Below are 19,849 nucleotides of genomic sequence, written 5' to 3' on the forward strand. Positions count from 1 at the left end.
TCTTGCTTGAGAAATTGCCAATAGATGGGTTCAAATTTTTTGAAAAAATCATCAACAATACAAAAAATTTCTGTAAAATCGTACATGGTAGTTAGAGCCTTTGGGTTGTGTCGTAACTTTCTAAATGGCTCTAACTACCTTTTTTTCAAGGGCTTTTCTTATCCGTAATTCGGGTTAAATAGAATAAATGGAAACGGTGCGAAAGAACACGCTAAAAAATTGATTTTAAGTCTAAATACCTCATCTCAGTATTTAGATATCTTTAGGGTATCTTTATTTTTAAACTATAATATCAAATACTTACAAAGAATAAATCTAAGTAATCTAACATTAAAGTTATTTTTATCAAGCACCTAATTAGACTTAAGTTAAATCTGTTGATTTCATTGAATTGACCTAAATGAAGGATCTGGACAGCTATTTAAACTGTCCATAAAGCCCAAAAGTATTACTCACTTTATAGTCTACAATTCTATGCCCATGCGCATAATGATGCTGTTGATAGACCTGATCAATTTTATTTAATTGCGCTGCGGTTGCTTCTGCACCTGCCAGCATAGTCGCTTCGCGCCCTTTCACATCAAAAATATGGGCTTTTTCACGTAAATCGGGTTGAATGACCACATCTGCCAGTTTCAATTCTTCATTGGCCAAATGCTTTTGCATAATATTAATATTTTGGTTAAACAATCCCCACACATTACTGGTTTCAGTATGAATAGGCTGCGCCAAAATATTCACGGCAATCACAATATCTGCCCCTAAATCGCGTGCAACCTTGACAGGTACAGGGCTCACTAAACCACCATCGACATATTCATGTTCTGCAATTTTAGTAGGTACAAACATACTTGGGATAGACACTGACGCACGCACTGCCTGCCCCGTATTGCCATAATTAAATACGACTTTTTTGCCTTCTTTTAATTCAGTCGCCACCACGTACATCGGGATTTTAAATTGCTCCAAACGGAGTTGATCGACTTGTGCATTGACATAATTTTCAACTTTTTTACCATCAAAAAAGCCTTTTAAATCTAAAGTCACATCCCGCACATCATTGGCTTTCATATTCATGGCAATTTCACGTAATTGCTGTGCATTTTTACCACTGGCATAAATTGAACCGACAATGCTGCCTGCGCTGCTGCCCACAATAAAATCAGGATGAATACCGTACTGCTCAAGTACTTCAATCACCCCAATATGTGCATAACCACGTGCGCCACCACTGCCCAAAACCAAGGCGACAACTGGACGTTTTTTTTGTTGTTTTAACTGACGAAAATCAATTTGATTCAGGCGTGACTCTGCTTCAACCACGGGCTGCGACTCAAGTAAAGTTTGAGTCGAAAATTGCTGCTGTGATGGCACTGCCTGACATCCCACCATCAATAATGCTGTAAGAGATACATACCCAATTTTCATAATGACCTTCTTGAATCCATAGGTTTCAGTCGATATTTCACCGCCAATCGTGACAAGGTTGATCAGCTAACTTGATACAGCAACCATCTTAACCATGCCACTGATGCTATTTGTTTCGCCTTACATGACCGCCCATAGTCTATCTATTATTTTAACCGATCCTTGTAGTAATTCGTTAAACTGTCACGTCTAGCCACTACAGTGGCGCACAAGTCGAATCTGTCTAAAATTATATGCCAACACCTTCTTATTCCTTATTATTCTGGATTTTTCTGCAATTAGGCTGTCTGTCTTTTGGCGGGCCTGCAGCGCATTTGGTATTTTTCCATCAGCGTTTTGTGCATCAACTCAAATGGCTAGATGAATCCCAGTATTCACAAATTGTCGCACTTGCACAACTCTTACCTGGCCCAACTAGTAGTCAGGTGGGGTTAGCGATTGGTTATTTGCAAAAAGGCTATTGGGGTGCAGTCCTAGCTTGGTTGGGTTTTACCCTACCTTCAGCGTTGTTTATGGTTTTGGTTGCAGTTTTGGGACATCAATATTTTGATGTACTGTCGTCAAATAGCTTTCACAGTATTCAACTGATCGTATTGGCCGTGGTGGCTTGGGCATTTTGGCAAATGCTGCGTAGTTTTTGTAAAACGGTTTGGCAATATGCCTTAATGTTTGCTTCTGCCCTATTTATTTATCTGGTGCCATTGAGCTTCAATCAAGTTTTGGTGATTCTGATTGCCGCTTGTTTTGGCATTTGGATGGCGAAACGCGCAGCACCGACTGCTGCACCAGCATCCACCAATACAACGGCGACAGATACTCATTTTACTGCGGCACATTTACTCAAACATCGTCGTTATGCTGTATTTTGGGCAGTACTTTTTGTTGCACCCTTTATTGTGCTGTCAGGTCTAAACTGGCTGCAACCTCAATTACTCTATGCAGCCAATTTAAGTTTCTATCAAGCCGCATCTTTGGTCTTTGGCGGAGGGCATGTCATTTTGCCTTTATTGCATCAAGATTTTGTTAGCACAGGCTTAGTCAGTGCAGAACAGTTCGATTTGGGTTATGCCATAGCGCAATTGGTGCCTGGTCCACTGTTCAGCTTTGCAACATATTTGGGCAGTTTGATTCCAATGACAGAATCAATGCTGCTGAATGCGACTTTAGCCACGTTGGCGATTTTTCTGCCATCTTTCTTTTTAGTATTTTCGACTTTGCCTTATTGGTCTTGGTTGATGCAGCAAGCCTATATTCGTCATGCGGTTACAGGGATTAATGCAGCGGTAGTCGGTTTGCTGCTGTATATGGTGCTCGCAATGGCACAGCGTCATATTTTGAGTATTGCTGATCTGCTGTTTATTGTTTTGGTGATTGGATTATTAAAATCCAAACTACCTGTTTGGCTCAGTTTAATTGGTAGTTTTCTGGTCTATACAGCATTTTTGCATTTCATGGCTTAAATTAAAAATGCTACAGATCAAATAAAAATGCCAGTTCAATTGAACTGGCATTTTTTGTGGATGACTGAATCAAGCCTGAATGCTTTGGAGCTTAGCCACCAAAGAATTTTAGAATAGATTGAATCACCGCAACGTTAATTAAATCGACAAAGAATGCACCACACAGCGGCACAATCAAGAACGCTTTATAAGATGGACCATACATATTGGTAATGGCCTGCATATTGGCGACTGCTGTTGGCGTTGCCCCCATCCCAAAACCACAGTGTCCTGCTGCCAACACGGCTGCATCGTAGTTTTTCCCCATAAGACGGAAGGTCACAAAAGCTGCATATAACGCCATTGTGAGTGCTTGCGCACCTAAAATCACCATCAACGGACCTGCCAAATCGGCCAATTGCCATAGTTTGAGTGACAACAACGCCATCGCCAAATATAACGATAAAGATGCATTCCCAAACACATCAATCGCACGGTCAAAAATATTAACTTTAAAAATACTTTCTAAGACATTACGCAGAACCACACCGCCCGCCAATGCCCAAACGAAAGTTGGTAATTCAAACATCGTGCCTTTGGCAGCGCCTGTCATAAATTCGGCAAATGCCAAACATCCAGCAAATAAACCCAAAGTAGTAATTGCATTATCTGCTGTAATTAAACGAACCTGATGCGGATATTCAAATGGAATAAACTCATTGGAATCTTGATCCGCAGGCGTATTATCGCGTTTTTCAATTTGTTCGTCGGTACGTGGTACAGCCAATTGATGACGGTTGATTAAAGTTTTAGCCAGTGGACCACCAATTAAACCACCAATAATTAAACCAAAGGTCGCACTTGCCATGCCCAGTGCCAAAGCACCTTGAATACCATATTGGGTTTCTAAAATTTCACCCCACGCACCTGCTGTACCATGACCGCCAGTTAAAGTAATCGATCCTGCAATTAAACCAATTAGTGGATCAATACCTAACAATGTTGCAAGACTAATGCCGACAATGTTTTGCAACACAATAAATGTGGAAATTGCAATCAAGAAAATAATTAAACCGATTCCGCCCTGACGCAATTTTGTGAAGTTCGCGCTTAAACCAATCGAGGCGAAGAAAATAAGCATAAAGCTGGTTTGCAATGCGCTACTGGTGGTAATGCTATAACCCCAAAATTGATTCACCAACAATGAAACAATAGCGGCAACCAAACCACCTGCAACAGGTTCAGGAATATTATAGCGTTTTAAAAAATCAATTTTATTGACTAAAAGTCGCCCTAAGAGCAGGACGATGACCGCAGCAATCAGCGTATAAAACGCGTTAAAAGTAAATTCCATGGCAATATCCATATAGTGATTGCAGATTATTTTTTAATATGATGAAGAGCTGTCTATGCAAACCAAAGCATTTGCATCACTATGACTCTAAATCAACTAAAAAATGCCGCAATACAAAGTATGTAAACAGTATCGTATTTGACCGAAGTTTAAGAGGTATGCATTTCGCTCAGCCAACCCATCCTTTGGTTTCACTCAAGCGTTATCATCTGCGTTTGCCTAGAACAGAAGAAAAGACAGACAAAAGACAGCATTTTCACTTTCGGGGTGACTTCGAGTGCAAACAACTGAATCGGCTTAACACTGAGAGGTAATCTCATATAAGCTCCAAAATATCTGAGGTGGATAAATACCTTCCGATAAAGATATTCAACCACTTGACAAAAAACAGCAAGATTAAAGGTCGATCATTATGCATTTTTTTTGATAAAAAGCTGCTATTTTCTGCGTTTTTTCTATAATTTTTAATGATTGTTTTAAGCTATAAGTGAAAGTTACAGCATTCTTTGAAAATGGATAAAATTTAAGTTACTGAATTAGTGGTATAAACTTCATACATAAAAAAACAGAGCTTAAAATTAAGCTCTGTTTTGGATTTTGCTCAAAAGTAGCGACTTAGAAGCTATAACGCGCCATAAAGCCTACACGGTCATCACTGAATTTTTCACCAGCAAATGTTTCACGTTCACCATTAATATACTCAATACCTAAATCGACTGGTTTTACAGGTGAATAGATAAAGTTAATCCACGCTTGTTGTACTTTCTCGTTAGCATCATCATTTATACGCGCATAGTCTGTACCATCATCCGCAAATAAAGCACCGTAGGCTAAAGTTGAACGTAGTTGTGGTGAGAACTTATAGGTTGCACCCACTTGTACACCAATCGTTTCATTTTGCTCAATGCTATTACCATCAACTACAAATGCTGAGTTATTACCATATAAGTAGTTACTGTTGCCCTTAACATAAGAGACATCAGCAGATACTTTTAAAGGTTCTGCAACTTGATAATTCGTACCTACAGCAGCACCCCAACCAGTTTTATCATCATTTGCTGCTTCTGATTTGTAATGTTCAACCAATGCACGTGCAGAAGCTAAACCTTTACCATCAGCAAAACCTTGAGTCACTTTAGCTGTTAACACCGGGGCACGATAAGTTACATCACTATCTGTAGCTGAACTATTACCTTCTTCGGCAGAAACAAATAATTGTGTTGCAGGGGCTAATTTATAGTTGTAACGAACTTGCGGTACACGTGCTGTACCACCACCAATATTTGTATTAAAGTCGATCATTTCTGGTGCATGATTAGACAAGAAGTTCGATGTAGTTTGACCGAATAACCAATTATTTAAAGTTAAATAAGCATGGCGAATACGTAAATTCTCTGCGGCACTCGCAAAGTCAACCTCAACTTTACCACCTACTTTGTTGTCACCAACAGGTGTATTAAAGTCTAAACCTAAACGAGTTACTTTGGCAGTAGCACGTAATTTGTCACTTGCTTCTTCTTTACTCGTACTTGCCGAGTTAAAGTCATTATCAGCACCTTTAATAATATAGTTTGCATCACCACGTACAAAACCATAAATAGAAACATCTGCGCCTGATTTAGACTTTAAGCTGCTTAATGCACTTGCAGGTGCAGCAGGCTTCGCCTGTTGTACTTGGGCAATTTGAGTTTGCTGCTGTTGTTGTACTTGCTGTTGTTGCTGAATTAATGATTTTAATGCTTCAACTTCTTGACGAAGTTCTTGAATTTGTTGTTGCTCAGTTTTTGCTGCGTGTGCAGTACCTACCATTAAAGTTGTAACAGCAATAGCTAAACCTTTGATCATAAATTGACCGTTGAGTAATTGACTCATTTATCTCTCCAAAATAAAACAACGCTGCATCCGTGCATGATGATTTTGTTCGTCATCTATCGATTTCACATCGAATTATAAAAATGGCTTAAAAATCAAAACACTTTTGCCAAATAGTCCAAGACACTCAAATATTTCAAATTGTGTCATTTATTACAGACTTCAATCTATCAAGTTATGACGTTTATTAAAATCAGTTTTCCCGAATAAGAAATCACAATTAATCATAATTACAGATTTAAACAATTAAACCATATAAAATTCAACACCTTAAATAGGTTGATTATTCAAGTATTTACACCACCATTAGACTATTGTATATATTTCAGTTCTGTTAAAAAGCCCGATTTTTTCGAAAAAAATCACCATTTGAAAAAGTATTGACCCCAACTCAATCTGATTGAGGTTGCAAAATATGAAAAACGGCAAACATCCCAAACCCAATAAATAGCAGCATTAATACAGCCATATTCAGCAAAGCACTGCCTGTTAAAAAGTTGAGTAACACTCCACCAATCAAGCCACAAAAGAATTGCACACTGCCCATGACCGCACTGGCTGTTCCTGCACGTGCGCCTTGTTTTGCCATAGCTAGTGCCATGGCATTCGGGCCTGTAAAACCAATCCCAGACACGGCAAGAAATAAACCGACCATCACCAATGCCAAAGGTGCATACCCCAAACTACCTGCAAGCAGTAGAATGACCGCACCACTCAGTTGAATCATGCTGCCCAATTTTAAGCGTTGTAACACACCCAATTTGCCACTGATTTTTTTATTCAGGGTCGAAAACAGCATAATACCAATCGCATTGGCACCAAACACATAAGCAAAAGCTGTTTCACTCAAGCCATATTGATCCATCATGACTGCACTTGAACCGCTGATATAGCAAAACAATGCCCCACCAGTCAGACAGCCTGCCAACATTGGAAAACGAAAATCACGATCTTTTAAAATGGCAAAATATAAGGTCAGTACTTGCTGAAAGTTCAAATTTAAACGACGTTCTTTCGCCAAAGTTTCTTTAAAAAAGAAGTGCACACATAAACAGCAAATAATTCCAACGCAGGTCAGCACTACAAAAATAGCTTGCCAATTCATCCATCTAAGTACCCATGCACCCAGCGTAGGTGCAATAATGGGCGCAATGGTCATCACAATCATCATGCTCGAAAAAGCTTGAGCGGATGTTTGCAAATCCAAGCGATCACGAATGGCTGCACGTGCAATTACCACACCTACACAACCACCCAAAGCCTGCAAAATACGTGCAGCAATCAGTCCCCATTCATTTTGTGCAAACACACACAACATACTGGCGAGTGAAAATAGTGCCAAGCCAAAATATAAAGGCGGCTTACGTCCAATCCGATCACTCAGCGGCCCGTAAATCAGTTGACCCAATGCCAAACCTAAAAAGTAGGCAGGCAAACTGTTTGCGACCATTTGGGTCGATACGCCAAACTCGCTTGCCATAACGGGCAAGGCAGGCAAATACATATCAATCGATAAAGGCCCAAGCGAAGTCAATAACGCCAACAATAAAATCCACGCAGTCGAATATTGCCGCATGTTGGGTTGTTGCCTAGATGGTGGCGTACTGCTTGAACTTGGCAGCGTTTTCGATATGCTCATATTTTATGATGAAATGACAGATGTACAGACAAGCTTACACGCTCCATAGTATGATTTGTTGTGATCAAAGATGAATTTTCACATATTAGGTACTCTAAACATCTCATCTACAGTTACAATGTACGCAAACCTTCATCTTGCAGCATAAATCTCTGTTTAGACAGAAAAGTTTACTTAAAGGAATGATGTTGAAACCTTGGCTGATAAAGCTCAAACAAGCGACCTATAACACCACATTTATGTATAACATCCGCATGCTCATTGCATTTGCGGGAACTGCTTTTGTTCCCTATTTTATGGGGATGCAGCTTGCCACTATTCCTTTAACTTTAGGTGTGCTTGCCGCAGGTTTGAGTGATATTGATGACCGTTTTTCGGTGCGTATTGTCAATCAGCTCTATACCTATATTGGTTTCTTTGTTACCGCCACATCAATTCAGTTTTTATTTCCGCATCCTATTTTATTTGCTACAGGCTTAATCCTGTCGTGTATTGTCTTAATTTTGCTCGGTTCGCTCGGACGACGTTATGCCACCATTTCTTATGGCTGTTTGGTGGTGTCAGTCTATTCCATGCTTGGCGTCAACCTATTTGATGACTGGTACATGCAGCCGCTGCTTTTGGTTTCGGGCGCAATTTGGTACGGCTTAATTTCGACCATCAGCTTTTTACTGTTCCCTGTTCGTGCCTTACAAGACAAACTTTCACTCAGTTATTCTTCTTTGGGTGATTTTTTATTTGCCAAATCAAATCTATTTGATGTGGATATGACTGCACCGAGTTATCAACAAAGTATCATTGATTTATCACTTGAAAATGGCAAATTAATTGCGATTTTTAACGACTTAAAAACCGCTTTACTGACCCGTTTAAAAGGTGACCGCGGGCAAAAAGATACCCGACGTAGCTTACAGTATTACTTTGTCGCACAAGACATTCACGAACGTGCCGACTCTGCACATATTGATTATCAAAAACTGGCGAAAATATTTCAGCACAGCGATATTTTATTTCGCTTCCAACGCATTTTGTCGATTCAGGGCAAAGCCTGTAAAGATTTAAGCGAAAGCATTTTGCACCGTAAACCTTATGTGCATAACAAGCGTTTTAAACATGCTTTTGAAAATCTTAAACAGTCTTTAGAAAAACTGCGCAGTGAACAGCAATATGACCAAGTCTGGATTAATGCATTGTTTGCCCTATACCAAAACCTGAAATCTATTGATGCTCAATTGCGTAACCTTGAAACCGAACGCAATATTAAACTGGATAAATCAAAACATATTGAACAACAACTGAAAGATGACGACTTAAAAAGTTGGGATGATATTGTCATTCGGATCAAGCAGCATTTAACCCCAGAATCGGTCTTGTTCCGCCACGCCATTCGTTTGTCGATTGTACTATTGATTGGCTATATTTTTGTGCAAGTCACCAATATTCAATATGGCTACTGGATTTTACTGACCGCCCTGTTTGTGATGCAGCCCAACTTTAACACCACCAAACGACGTTTACGTTTGCGTATTATTGGGACGTTGGCAGGGATTGTAGTCGGCTACACCATTTTATATTTTGTACCATCTGTAGAAGGGCAATTACTGGTTTTAGTGATTAGTGGCATGTTGTTCTTTGAATTGCGCAGTAAACAATATGCACAAGCCACTGCCTTTATGACCATTTTGGCGCTGATGAATTTTAACCTAGAAGGTTTGGGCTATGCCGCAGCTGTGCCACGTATGGTCGATACCTTAATTGGTTGTGCGCTAGCATGGTTTGGCGTGAGTTTTATCTTCCCCGATTGGAAATTCCGCCGTCTATCACGCACGATTCGCCGCTCACTCACCGCGCAATGTGGCTATTTGGCAGAAGTGATTGAACAATATAAAAATGGACGCAACAACGGTTTGAATTATCGTGTGGTGCGCCGTGCTGCTCATAATACCGATGCAGAAGTTGCTTCACTGATTTCAACACTCGCCACCGAACCTGATTTTGACCCCAATCAAAAAGCTCAAGCCTTTGAGTTCTTGTGTCTAAATCACACCTTTATTAGCTATATTGCTGCACTTGGTGCGCATCGTGACAAAATTGACGATCAGGAAGTCTTGCAACTGCTCGATCAAGCAATGGACGATATTCAAGGTGCTTTACTGAAAGATGAAACGCCAGATTTAAGTGCACACAACATGTTGCAAACCATTCGTCAGCGTTTAAGCCAAAACAAAGAAGAAGATCAAAAATCATTAATTATTTTGCAGCAATTATCTTTGATGATGAGTATCTTGCAGCAATTAAGTCGCTTAAAACAAAGTTTAAGCCACGAACATGATCAGGACGCAACTGAACTGGCGTCTTTATAAACAATCCTGCAAACGGTCAGTGCCTACTTATTCGCCCTAAGCTGCACAAGTATTCACCGACCTTAGCATGATTTTGCGACAATATACTCACTGCATGACAGCAATTAATGCTAAACTTTTTATAGTTTTAAATTTGTTAGTTTCACTATGACCGCGAAAAGTTTATACGCCTATACCCTACAGCCTGTGATCTACGAAGTTTCTGAAGAAGAACAACGTCACGCACAACTGGTAATTTGGCGCAGTACCAATAAAATTAGCATGAAAGCATGGATTATTATGGGTGTGATTGTTGCCCTTTCCATTTTAGGCATTCTGCTATTAAAAAATTATTCGACAATTTTCTGCTGGGTTGCCATTGTCTGTGTGGTGCTCTACCTGCTCGTGCGTAAATACGGCTTGGAATGGTACGTTAAGCGAAAAATGAATGAATTTCCTGTTCAAGAAATTAAAGGGATTCGTTTAGGCGTACAGCCGCACGGTATCGTGATGCGTCAGCAAATGGGCGCTCAAGAAGGCGTGGGTGCAATTGGCTGGAAAGATGTGTATGAATGGTACAATACCCCTGAATTTATTTTGATGAACTTCAAAGTAAAAGGTCAGCAAGGTGCTTATATTCTGCCTAAGCGTATGGACAGCAAGAACTTTTCGTTCAACACCATTCGCAAGCATTTGACTGAAGCTGCAGGCGAAGCCAAGCAAATCTAAATATCCCTATTTAAAAATAAACCTCTATCCCCTGTGATGGAGGTTTTTTTTGCTTAAAATTAAAACAATGAACGATAATGAGAATAAATAGCATTTGCATTAACTTCATCTCTGCATTATTCTGCATCACAATTCATACTCAACAACCAACGCTTATGCTGAAGAAAGCCTTTTTCCAAATTCACTGGTTCCTTGGTATTACTGCAGGACTGATCTTGTCACTCATGGGCGTGACAGGTGCGATTTATTCCTACGAACAAGAAATTCTAAAATGGATGAATCCGAACAGTTATCAGGTACAAGTTGAGCAGAAAGCCAAACTAAGCCCTGCAGAAATTTATCAACATTTTCAGCGTACCCAACCTGACTATAAAATTAATAGCATCACCGTTGCAAAAGACCCGGCTGCATCTTCAACCATCAATATTGCGAAAGAAGGTGCAAAACGTGGACAAAATATCCTGATTAATCCTTACTCGGCAGCAGTGTTGCCTGAAATTCGGGGACGTGAATTTTTCCAGTTTATTCAGCAATTACACCGCAACTTAACCGTAGGGCCTATTGGTAAACAAATTACAGCCGCATGTACCCTCATGTTGTTGTTCTTTGTGTTAAGTGGCATTTACCTACGCTGGCCGAAACGCCATTCATTTAAACAATGGTTTGCGCTCAAACCTCAATTAAAAGGACGTAATTTTATTTGGGATTTACATGCGGTAGTGGGCACGTGGGTGGTGATTTTCTATCTAGTTTTGGCATGCACAGGACTGTATTGGTCGTATGAGTGGTGGCGCAATGGCATGTTTAAAGTCATGGGTGTGGAAAGACCACAAGCGCAATTGCAAGCAGATGGACGCAATAAAACTGTAAATCCAAATGCTCAAGCACTCCATCAAGCTGCGCAAATGCAAACTGCGGAACATCGCCCAAATACCACAAAACCAGCCAAACAAAATACACTGGATCAGGCACAAATCAATCTTGCATTGACTCAGGCATGGCAGCATTTCCCGCAGCAATTGGGACAGGATTATTCCAGCATCACTTTTAATGTGCCTAAACATGCCAATAGTGAAATTGAAATCAACTTTGTCGATGCCATTCCACAACATGAACGTGCCCGCAATAGGGCAACTTTTGATTATCAACAGGCACGTATTACTCAACTTGAATTATATGCAGACAAACAGCTCAATGAAAAAATCATGAGTAGTATGCTGCCTGTGCATCGCGGTAGTTTCTTTGGGCCTGTTTATCAATTTTTGGCAATGCTTTCTGCCTTGATGATGCCACTATTTTTCATCACAGGCTGGATGTTGTATTTAAAACGTCGTAAACAAAAGCGTTTGACTCTTGCTGCACGTCAAATCCACACTCAATTTCAGATCGACCCAAATGCTGAACACTGGCTCATCGTCTATGCCAGCCAAACAGGTACTGCCGAACAATTGGCATGGCGTACTGCAACTAGTCTGCAAGAGGCACATCAACCTGTCATAGTCAAAGCTCTGCAACATCTCAGCCTTGAAGACCTTAAAAACACCACCCAACTGTTATGTATTGCTAGCACTTATGGCACAGGTGATGCACCCGATTTGACCTCAAGTTTTGTGAAAAAAATCCTACCGCAAACCTGTGACCTGAGTCATTTGCGTTATGCAGTACTGGCTTTAGGTTCACGTGAATATGCAGATCATTACTGCCGTTTTGGACATACGATTGCTGCATGGCTGCAACGTAATCAAGCACATGCCTTGTTCAATACCATTGAAGTAAATAATGCCAATCCTGCAGACATACAGCGTTGGAATCAGGCTTTGGTACAGGTCACACAACTTGACTTACCAAGTATGCATATCGAAAAAACTTTTGATACATGGACCTTACAGCAACGTGACTTGCTAAATCCCAACAGTTTAGGCGCACCCGCCTTCAATATTGAACTGTTAGCACAACATGATGTGCATTGGTCTGCAGGTGATATTGCAGAAATTCAGCCTGAAAACAGCACTGCACGGATTCACGCCTTTTTAAAACAGCATCAACTCGATGCCAATACAATTCTTGCTGATGGTCAGCAAACCTTAGTACAGGCTTTGGCAGATAAAGACCTCACCGCGCCAATTCAGACATTTAAAACTGCGGATGAATTATTGGCACAACTTTCACCCTTGCCTAGTCGTGAATATTCAATTGCCAGTATTCCTTCACAACAGGTTTTAAGACTTGTGGTGCGTCAAAAATTCGATGCTCAAGGCGAGCTTGGCTTAGGTTCAGGTTGGTTAACTGTACATGCTGCACTTGGGCAAAATATCGCATTACGCATTCGCAATAATCCATCTTTCCATTTAATTGATGATGACCGCCCAATTATTTGTATTGGCAACGGTACAGGGCTTGCAGGATTAATGAGCTTATTGCATGCACGTACCCGCCTGAATTACACCCAAAACTGGTTGTTTTTTGGTGAACGTCAGCAAGCGCACGATTACTTTTATCAGCACACCATCGAGGCTTGGCAAAGCACAGGTATGCTACAACGCCTTGATTTGGCCTTTTCCCGTGATCAAGCCGAAAAAGTCTATGTACACCATAAGTTACGCGAACAGGCTGAAGAATTAAAACGCTGGATTGAACAAAATGCCGTGATTTATGTCTGCGGTAGCATTCAAGGCATGGCCAGTGATGTCGACCAAGCCTTAAAAGATATTTTGGGTGAGACTCAACTGGAACAATTACGTCAGCAAGGACGTTATCGCCGAGATGTGTATTAGGATTTGTTGACACTTTTTAAATGGCTTGCGCTGTAGCTCTATAGCTAAAACTTGGCAATTCACCCAAGTTTTATCCATAGCCTCAGCCGAAACATAATTCAGTTGAGGCAAAATTTTTCAGCAGCTTCGGCTATACTGTTTGTACAGCATCACAGTACAATAAAATTATGCAAGGCATGCAAGCAAGTCACGTACAAACACAATTTAGTCTATTTAAAAGAATATTGAGTAGCCTAATTGGATTAATTTTAGTATTGGATGGTGCCTATCTCATCAGCTTAAAGAAAATTCATTTCGGCACCGTTTTACCTGTTTTAATAGGCATGATGCTGCTGTGTTATGCCATTTTCTATACTTGGATTCAAAGCTACTTAAAACAACATACACGCTTAGATTGGCTGTGGAAATTCGGTTGGGGCGTATTTTGGCTGTGGTGCATCAGCCTGCTGATCTTTTTTACTTATATTCATTTCAGTACACAGCAGCAAAATACTGTAACCAACAATGCTAAAGTGGTGATTGTACTCGGCAGTGGCATTGAAAATGGACAACCATCGCCCACGCTCGCCAAACGACTGGATACTGCAGCCGCGTATGCCTTGGAGCATCCTCAAAGTTATTTCATTGTTAGTGGTGGCCCTGCATTTGCGGAACAACTCACTGAAGCACAGGTGATGTCTAATTATTTGCAACAACGTTATGCAATTGCAGCATCACACATTATCTTGGAAACCCAAAGCACCAGTACGGCACTTAATTTGAAAAACAGTCAGCCCTTGCTGCATACATTAGGCACAGATAAAACCCAACCGATTATAATTGTCACCAGCGACTTTCACACACCACGTGCAGCAGCCATTGCCAAACGACAAGGATACACACAGTTCAGCATGCTCAGTGCAACGACACCACTCTATACCCGCTATAACGCATGGTTACGCGAGTATTTTGCTTATATCAGTGGTTGGCTGCTGAATGAGTATTAAAAATAAAATCTAGCAAGCAGATCGCTTAATTCAAACGTATCGAGCGTGGTAAAGGAATTTGCATATCTTTAAAAAATTCAGGTTTTTGCATATACACCTGATACAAATAATTTTTTAGATCAAGCAATAACTTTTCAGGGGCAACCAATACATTCTGCCCTTCTGGGCTTAGATTCATCGAAATATTGGTGGCTTCCTGACGTAAAAATGGAATCACTTTTTCAATAAAATCTTTCAGTGAAATTTCTTCGACTTGATAATTGGCCCAATTGTCTTTAATTAACAGTTTTGCCAGACTTTTATTTTGCCACATTGCAAAAGCACGTTGCCCTGTAGGCGTGGCACAGAGCGCCCAGCCATCTTCATACAATGCAAAAACATGCCCCTGAGACACAATGGTCTCAATAAATTGCTTGTAAATATCTTGTGCATTATAAGTTTGCGTTGCTTGCTTAGATGCAGCTTTACGTTGATAAGGATTTCGCATAAGTCACGGATATTAGTATTATTATTAAATAAAAATTTTAGGCGAATTTATTGCAATACGCAAGTAATATAAGATAAAGGAGGATGAAAGGATATGGTGGGCGCTGACGGGATCGAACCGCCGACATTCTGCTTGTAAGGCAGACGCTCTACCAACTGAGCTAAGCGCCCTGAATATTAAAAAATAACATCGTTATTTTTTATGATGCAAGACAAGCGAAGCACGTCGTCTTGAACTTTGAAATACATTTTTCACATCAGGGAATGAAAAATGGCGCAGCGGACGGGGCTCGAACCCGCGACCCCCGGCGTGACAGGCCGGTATTCTAACCAACTGAACTACCGCTGCAACGGTAATTGCGTTAAGCAATTAAGGTCTTTTTTGTATATATGACAAGCATAGATACTAAAATATGGTGGGCGCTGACGGGATCGAACCGCCGACATTCTGCTTGTAAGGCAGACGCTCTACCAACTGAGCTAAGCGCCCTGATAAGATCAAAACAATATTTTGTTCTGATTTTGCAAAACTGTCAAACTTTGCATTATTTCAGTTTAAGTCTATCAGGCAACCTAAACTTTTCTTTTGAATGGCGCAGCGGACGGGGCTCGAACCCGCGACCCCCGGCGTGACAGGCCGGTATTCTAACCAACTGAACTACCGCTGCATCGCAAAAGAATCTGGTGGGCGCTGACGGGATCGAACCGCCGACATTCTGCTTGTAAGGCAGACGCTCTACCAACTGAGCTAAGCGCCCTCAAAAGCAATTTATGTAAATGGCGCAGCGGACGGGGCTCGAACCCGCGACCCCCGGCGTGACAGGCCGGTATTCTAACCAACTGAACTACCGCTGCACTTACACAAAGTCACTATTGTGGTACAAACAATGGTTAAAGAATCTTAAGTGGCGCAGCGGACGGGGCTCGAACCCGCGACCCCCGGCGTGACAGGCCGGTATTCTAACCAACTGAACTACCGCTGCACGTAAGAATCTATAACGTAAAGGCTTGGTGGGCGCTGACGGGATCGAACCGCCGACATTCTGCTTGTAAGGCAGACGCTCTACCAACTGAGCTAAGCGCCCTTAACGTCTTTATCGTTTGTGAGGTGCATTATAGAGAATCTTTACCGCCTGTCAAACGCTTTTCGGCTTGTTTTCAGTTTTTTGTGACTGAGTGATTAAAAAATAGGTGATCCGCTATAAAAACAAACAAATTCTGCAAGTTATTTTAGTTTTCAAGCAAAATTAATGTGCTTTTCAACTTGTTAGCGTTGCACTCTACCTGCTCAATGTATTGGTTTTTTATGTTGCGATGAATACAACTTTATTCAATTGACTCGCACCATCAACGCACCATCAACCAAGCAACCCTAAGCTATTTAAATCTAGCTTGTGTTCAGAAATATAAACCAAGGCTTTTTCTGGAATCAGTTCAAACAATTCTAAAATATCGTGGTTACGCATCCGAATACAGCCATGCGATGCAGGAATTCCCATCGGTTCTGTGTCTGGTGTGCCATGTATATAGATATAGCGCTGAAAAGTATCGCAGCCAATGCCTTGATTAAAACCTTCTTGCAAACCACTGAGCCATAAAATGCGGCTTAAAATCCAGTCCCGTTCAGGAAATTGTTCAGCTAAATCTAAATTGTAAATTTCACCTGTCGGTTGACGCGCAATAAATACTGCATTTTCAGGTTCATTTTCACCAAATTTTAAAGCGACTTCATGCCAGCCACGTGGTGTTTTACCACTATTTTCAGTTTCACCAATGCCATTCACACCACTCGAGATGACGTAGAGTTTCTGATGCTTCGGCAAATATAAAGTTTGCTCGGCTAAATCAATCAAAATATCTGCTTGTGTGTATAAAAAAGACATTGCGCTACCCTATTCTTCTTCTTTCGTGGGCGGCTGTGGTTCAGGACGTAACCACAACCAAATACACACCACCAACATGGTGGTATTGGTAAAAATTTTGACCGCAACGGGCGCAGTTGTGAACAGCATGATCACGGCACTAATACTCATCATGATCGTTGCAAACCATTTGGCTTTACGCGGTACAGTACCATTGGCGCGCCAATCTCTGAGTGTACTGCCATATTTAGGATGATTCAGTAACCAGTTGTCCATTTGCGGCCAACCGCGTGACGATGCCCAAGCTGCTAAAATCAAGAAAACAGTAGTAGGCATACCCGGCAACAATGCACCAATAAAGCCGAGGATGACAAAGATCACCACTAAACTTCGCCATAACAAGCTTTGCATACCACTGTCCTAAACTACGAATTGCGGTAGTATAAAGCGTTTTTTAATTTTCCGTTGTAATTCTGCATTTTTCAGCATGGATTCATAATGATTGAGTTGTATCAACCCGAGCTTCTGCCCGAAGTATGGCTGACCTACAAAACCCCACTCATCCGTCAGTTGGCTTTTAGTGTGGCAAGTCCGAATATTTTATGTGCTGTGCCTGAGCAATTGCCCATTCAACATGCTTTTGAATTCCATTCAGATACTTTTTGGCAGCAGCATTATCACGCTTATCAATCACGTTTAGCCTATTTAGATTCACATCCAGAAGCAGTGTACGATTTTTTAAATCAACTGAAAAGTACCCGTTTAGGCTTACGCTTTGAAATGTTGATGTGGTTTTGGCTGCGTGATCGTGACTATCATCCCTTCGAATTATTGGGGCACAGTATTCAAATTATTGATGGTGCTAAAACTGTGGGTGAACTGGATTTTTTACTGCACAACCATGACACGCAGCAGGTTGAACACTGGGAAGTCGCATTAAAATACTACTTAGCCGAAGCGGATTGCTCTTTGGCACACTGGTATGGTTTAAACCGCTCCGATACTTTAGCGCGTAAACTGAATCATTTTAGTCAAAAGCAATTTCAATTTAAACAAGCCTTGGATGTGCCGATTCAACGCCGTTTTGCTGTACTCAAAGGACAATTGTATTTCGCCATACATCACTTGGCACAATCATCTACAACACTTGTGCCATACTGGGTTAATCGCGCTCGTCGTTTAGGTCTTTGGGGGAGTGATATTCCTGCCCAAGCAGAACGGTTTTATCGCCTACAACGTCATGAATGGATTTGTCAAAATGCTCAAGCCAGTAGCCTACCGAATCAATGGTGGGGCGATGGTTTGTATTATCAAGAGGCACATTCACAATTTTATATGTATCGCGCTGCACCGCTGATTAGCTATCCCCCTTTAACACGCTGAATAACTGTTTCAACATTTTATTACGTAAGCACCATAAAAGTTGCCTATTTATTATTCTGTTTATTTCCTAAGCTAAAAAACACATCAAAATAATCTATCTAGAGCATATTGGAGATGATCATGAAAAAACTTCTAGCGACTTCACTACTATTAGCCTTTGTTTTAACGGGTTGTAATACAATTAAAGGCGTGGGCGAAGACGTGTCTTCTGCAGGTCATGCGGTGAGTAATACTGCTGAAAAAACCCAACAAGAAATTCGCAAATAATTCTGAGTATTTCACGAATATCTTCACAAAAACCACAAAAAACCTTGTTCTCGGACAAGGTTTTTTTCACGCTAAAATTTCACTTTTGTTGCATTATTCCCCTATTATTAGCACTTACTCTTGATAAACGTCTGAAACTCTCATGACCTCTTCTGCTACTCTGGATTTAAGCCTTCAGCTTTTACGCCAACCGTCTGTCACTCCTGTCGATCACAACTGTCAAAACCTCATGGCAGAACGCTTAGAAAAAATTGGATTTAAGATTGAATCTATGCGTTTTGACGATGTAGATAACCTCTGGGCGCGTAAAGGTACGGAAACACCAGTCTTTTGCTTTGCAGGTCATACCGATGTTGTACCAACTGGCAATTTAGACGCATGGAATACCGATCCATTCGTACCTGAAATTCGTGATGGCAAACTTTATGGTCGTGGCAGTGCCGACATGAAAACCGCATTGGCAGCCATGGTGGTTGCCTCTGAACGCTTTGTCGCCAAACATCCTGATCACAAAGGCTCAATTGCCTTTTTGATCACTTCTGATGAAGAAGGCCCCTCTATTAACGGCACCGTCAAAGTCGTTGAAACTTTAGAAGCACGTCAGGAAAAAATGACTTGGTGTTTGGTAGGTGAACCTTCAAGTACCCATAAATTAGGCGATATTATTAAAAATGGGCGTCGCGGTTCGCTCAATGGTGTCTTGACTGTAAAAGGCAAACAAGGTCATGTGGCTTATCCACACTTGGCAATTAACCCGATTCATACCGCGTCTAAAGCGATTTCGGAACTGTGTGAAACGGTGTGGGATCATGGCAATGAATACTTCCCTGCCACCTCATTTCAAATTTCAAATATTCAAGCAGGAACAGGTGCGACCAATGTTGTCCCAGGTAACATGACGGTGACCTTTAACTTCCGTTATTCGACTGAAGTGACTGCAGATGAGCTAAAAGCACGTGTCTTGGAAATTTTAGATCGCCATCAAGTGGATTATGAAATCGAGTGGACGCTTTCAGGTTTGCCATTTTTAACCCCTGTGGGCGAATTGGTTAATGCTGCACGTCAAGCCATTCGCAATGTCACAGGTGTTGAAACAGAATTATCGACCAGTGGCGGTACATCTGATGGTCGCTTTATTGCGCCGACAGGTGCACAAGTGTTGGAGTTAGGCGTACTCAATGCCACCATTCACCAAATTAACGAGCATGTTGATGTGGCTGATTTAGAGCCATTGGCAGAAATTTATGAACAGATTTTGGAAGGATTACTAACTTAAATCCAATAAGAT

At 41.1% G+C, this 19,849-nt stretch carries 15 protein-coding genes and 8 tRNA genes; 8 read left to right on the forward strand and 15 right to left on the reverse strand.

Translation table 11 applies throughout. The features are described from left to right. Positions 1 to 417 precede the first annotated feature (417 nt). Positions 418 to 1,392, reverse strand: coding sequence for a patatin-like phospholipase family protein (locus E0H79_RS09695; RefSeq protein ID WP_165492535.1), 975 nt, complete (start codon positions 1,390 to 1,392; stop codon positions 418 to 420). Positions 1,393 to 1,661: 269 nt separating this feature from the next. Between E0H79_RS09695 and chrA the strand changes: the two genes are divergently transcribed. Beyond that, the gene (gene chrA / locus E0H79_RS09700) at positions 1,662 to 2,888 is read left to right on the forward strand and encodes a chromate efflux transporter (protein WP_131261495.1); all 1,227 of its coding nucleotides are present in this window, start codon (positions 1,662 to 1,664) and stop codon (positions 2,886 to 2,888) included. 91 nt (positions 2,889 to 2,979) lie between these two features. Here the strand turns inward: chrA and gltS are convergent, their stop codons facing one another. From gltS to E0H79_RS09715, 3 genes are all read right to left on the reverse strand, one after another. Continuing rightward, entirely contained in the window at positions 2,980 to 4,221 is a 1,242-nt protein-coding gene (gene gltS, locus E0H79_RS09705) for a sodium/glutamate symporter (protein ID WP_131261496.1), read from the reverse strand. A 615-nt stretch (positions 4,222 to 4,836) separates the two neighbouring features. After that, the gene (locus E0H79_RS09710) at positions 4,837 to 6,093 is read right to left on the reverse strand and encodes a DcaP family trimeric outer membrane transporter (RefSeq protein WP_131261497.1); all 1,257 of its coding nucleotides are present in this window, start codon (positions 6,091 to 6,093) and stop codon (positions 4,837 to 4,839) included. Between the two features lie 391 nt (positions 6,094 to 6,484). After that, entirely contained in the window at positions 6,485 to 7,669 is a 1,185-nt protein-coding gene (locus E0H79_RS09715) for a multidrug effflux MFS transporter (RefSeq protein ID WP_131261542.1), read from the reverse strand. Positions 7,670 to 7,920: 251 nt separating this feature from the next. Here E0H79_RS09715 and yccS point away from each other — a divergent pair, with 251 nt between their 5' ends. The 4 genes from yccS to E0H79_RS09735 all read left to right on the forward strand — a co-directional run bounded on the left by yccS (position 7,921) and on the right by E0H79_RS09735 (position 14,563). Continuing rightward, positions 7,921 to 10,095 carry a YccS family putative transporter gene (gene yccS, locus E0H79_RS09720; protein WP_131261543.1) on the forward strand — a complete coding sequence of 725 codons (2,175 nt, stop codon included), beginning with the start codon at positions 7,921 to 7,923 and terminating at the stop codon, positions 10,093 to 10,095. A gap of 147 nt (positions 10,096 to 10,242) precedes the next feature. Beyond that, positions 10,243 to 10,803, forward strand: coding sequence for a YcxB family protein (locus tag E0H79_RS09725; RefSeq protein ID WP_131261498.1), 561 nt, complete (start codon positions 10,243 to 10,245; stop codon positions 10,801 to 10,803). A 155-nt stretch (positions 10,804 to 10,958) separates the two neighbouring features. Further along, on the forward strand, positions 10,959 to 13,577 hold the full coding sequence (locus tag E0H79_RS09730; protein WP_131261499.1) for a PepSY domain-containing protein: 2,619 nt from the start codon (positions 10,959 to 10,961) through the stop codon (positions 13,575 to 13,577). Positions 13,578 to 13,744: 167 nt separating this feature from the next. Then, a complete protein-coding gene (locus tag E0H79_RS09735) occupies positions 13,745 to 14,563 on the forward strand; it encodes a YdcF family protein (RefSeq protein ID WP_131261500.1) in 819 nt (272 codons plus the stop codon). 25 nt (positions 14,564 to 14,588) lie between these two features. On the opposite strand, the gene E0H79_RS09740 is transcribed toward E0H79_RS09735, so the two are convergent. From E0H79_RS09740 to E0H79_RS09790, 11 genes are all read right to left on the reverse strand, one after another. Beyond that, the gene (locus E0H79_RS09740) at positions 14,589 to 15,050 is read right to left on the reverse strand and encodes a DUF2750 domain-containing protein (RefSeq protein WP_004977378.1); all 462 of its coding nucleotides are present in this window, start codon (positions 15,048 to 15,050) and stop codon (positions 14,589 to 14,591) included. Between the two features lie 94 nt (positions 15,051 to 15,144). After that, positions 15,145 to 15,220 (reverse strand) — tRNA-Val (locus E0H79_RS09745). Between the two features lie 101 nt (positions 15,221 to 15,321). Next, positions 15,322 to 15,398 (reverse strand) — tRNA-Asp (locus E0H79_RS09750). Between the two features lie 65 nt (positions 15,399 to 15,463). Beyond that, positions 15,464 to 15,539: transfer RNA gene (locus E0H79_RS09755), tRNA-Val, on the reverse strand. Positions 15,540 to 15,640: 101 nt separating this feature from the next. Further along, positions 15,641 to 15,717, reverse strand: a tRNA-Asp gene (locus tag E0H79_RS09760). 14 nt (positions 15,718 to 15,731) lie between these two features. Beyond that, a tRNA-Val gene (locus E0H79_RS09765) sits at positions 15,732 to 15,807 on the reverse strand. 20 nt (positions 15,808 to 15,827) lie between these two features. After that, a tRNA-Asp gene (locus E0H79_RS09770) sits at positions 15,828 to 15,904 on the reverse strand. A 51-nt stretch (positions 15,905 to 15,955) separates the two neighbouring features. Beyond that, a tRNA-Asp gene (locus E0H79_RS09775) sits at positions 15,956 to 16,032 on the reverse strand. Positions 16,033 to 16,058: 26 nt separating this feature from the next. Continuing rightward, positions 16,059 to 16,134: transfer RNA gene (locus tag E0H79_RS09780), tRNA-Val, on the reverse strand. Between the two features lie 273 nt (positions 16,135 to 16,407). Then, a complete protein-coding gene (gene elsL, locus E0H79_RS09785; protein WP_131261501.1) occupies positions 16,408 to 16,932 on the reverse strand; it encodes a cell wall-recycling L,D-carboxypeptidase ElsL in 525 nt (174 codons plus the stop codon). 9 nt (positions 16,933 to 16,941) lie between these two features. Beyond that, positions 16,942 to 17,322, reverse strand: coding sequence for a YbaN family protein (locus E0H79_RS09790; RefSeq protein WP_004968265.1), 381 nt, complete (start codon positions 17,320 to 17,322; stop codon positions 16,942 to 16,944). Positions 17,323 to 17,409: 87 nt separating this feature from the next. On the opposite strand from E0H79_RS09790, the gene E0H79_RS09795 reads away from it, so the two are divergent. The 3 genes from E0H79_RS09795 (at position 17,410) to dapE (ending at position 19,837) form a co-directional block, all read left to right on the forward strand. Then, positions 17,410 to 18,294: a DUF1853 family protein gene (locus E0H79_RS09795; protein ID WP_131261502.1), complete on the forward strand. Its 885-nt coding sequence runs from the start codon at positions 17,410 to 17,412 to the stop codon at positions 18,292 to 18,294. Between the two features lie 120 nt (positions 18,295 to 18,414). After that, positions 18,415 to 18,561, forward strand: coding sequence for an entericidin A/B family lipoprotein (locus E0H79_RS09800; RefSeq protein WP_131261503.1), 147 nt, complete (start codon positions 18,415 to 18,417; stop codon positions 18,559 to 18,561). A gap of 142 nt (positions 18,562 to 18,703) precedes the next feature. Then, a complete protein-coding gene (dapE, locus tag E0H79_RS09805; RefSeq protein ID WP_131261504.1) occupies positions 18,704 to 19,837 on the forward strand; it encodes a succinyl-diaminopimelate desuccinylase in 1,134 nt (377 codons plus the stop codon). Positions 19,838 to 19,849 lie beyond the last annotated feature (12 nt).

The organism is Acinetobacter sp. ANC 5045, assembly GCF_004331005.1.
GTDB classification, from domain to species: domain Bacteria; phylum Pseudomonadota; class Gammaproteobacteria; order Pseudomonadales; family Moraxellaceae; genus Acinetobacter; species Acinetobacter towneri.

What these genes read in the sequence shown, in the direction of transcription:
- E0H79_RS09695 (WP_165492535.1), bottom strand. Translation starts at nt 1,392, where the DNA reads ATGGTGGGATGTCAGGCAGTGCCATCACAGCAGCAATTTTCGACTCAA.
- chrA (WP_131261495.1), top strand. Translation starts at nt 1,662, where the DNA reads ATGCCAACACCTTCTTATTCCTTATTATTCTGGATTTTTCTGCAATTA.
- gltS (WP_131261496.1), bottom strand. Translation starts at nt 4,221, where the DNA reads ATGGAATTTACTTTTAACGCGTTTTATACGCTGATTGCTGCGGTCATC.
- E0H79_RS09710 (WP_131261497.1), bottom strand. Translation starts at nt 6,093, where the DNA reads ATGAGTCAATTACTCAACGGTCAATTTATGATCAAAGGTTTAGCTATT.
- E0H79_RS09715 (WP_131261542.1), bottom strand. Translation starts at nt 7,669, where the DNA reads ATGCGGCAATATTCGACTGCGTGGATTTTATTGTTGGCGTTATTGACT.
- E0H79_RS09725 (WP_131261498.1), top strand. Translation starts at nt 10,243, where the DNA reads ATGACCGCGAAAAGTTTATACGCCTATACCCTACAGCCTGTGATCTAC.
- E0H79_RS09730 (WP_131261499.1), top strand. Translation starts at nt 10,959, where the DNA reads ATGCTGAAGAAAGCCTTTTTCCAAATTCACTGGTTCCTTGGTATTACT.
- E0H79_RS09735 (WP_131261500.1), top strand. Translation starts at nt 13,745, where the DNA reads ATGCAAGGCATGCAAGCAAGTCACGTACAAACACAATTTAGTCTATTT.
- E0H79_RS09740 (WP_004977378.1), bottom strand. Translation starts at nt 15,050, where the DNA reads ATGCGAAATCCTTATCAACGTAAAGCTGCATCTAAGCAAGCAACGCAA.
- elsL (WP_131261501.1), bottom strand. Translation starts at nt 16,932, where the DNA reads ATGTCTTTTTTATACACACAAGCAGATATTTTGATTGATTTAGCCGAG.
- E0H79_RS09790 (WP_004968265.1), bottom strand. Translation starts at nt 17,322, where the DNA reads ATGCAAAGCTTGTTATGGCGAAGTTTAGTGGTGATCTTTGTCATCCTC.
- E0H79_RS09795 (WP_131261502.1), top strand. Translation starts at nt 17,410, where the DNA reads ATGATTGAGTTGTATCAACCCGAGCTTCTGCCCGAAGTATGGCTGACC.
- E0H79_RS09800 (WP_131261503.1), top strand. Translation starts at nt 18,415, where the DNA reads ATGAAAAAACTTCTAGCGACTTCACTACTATTAGCCTTTGTTTTAACG.
- dapE (WP_131261504.1), top strand. Translation starts at nt 18,704, where the DNA reads ATGACCTCTTCTGCTACTCTGGATTTAAGCCTTCAGCTTTTACGCCAA.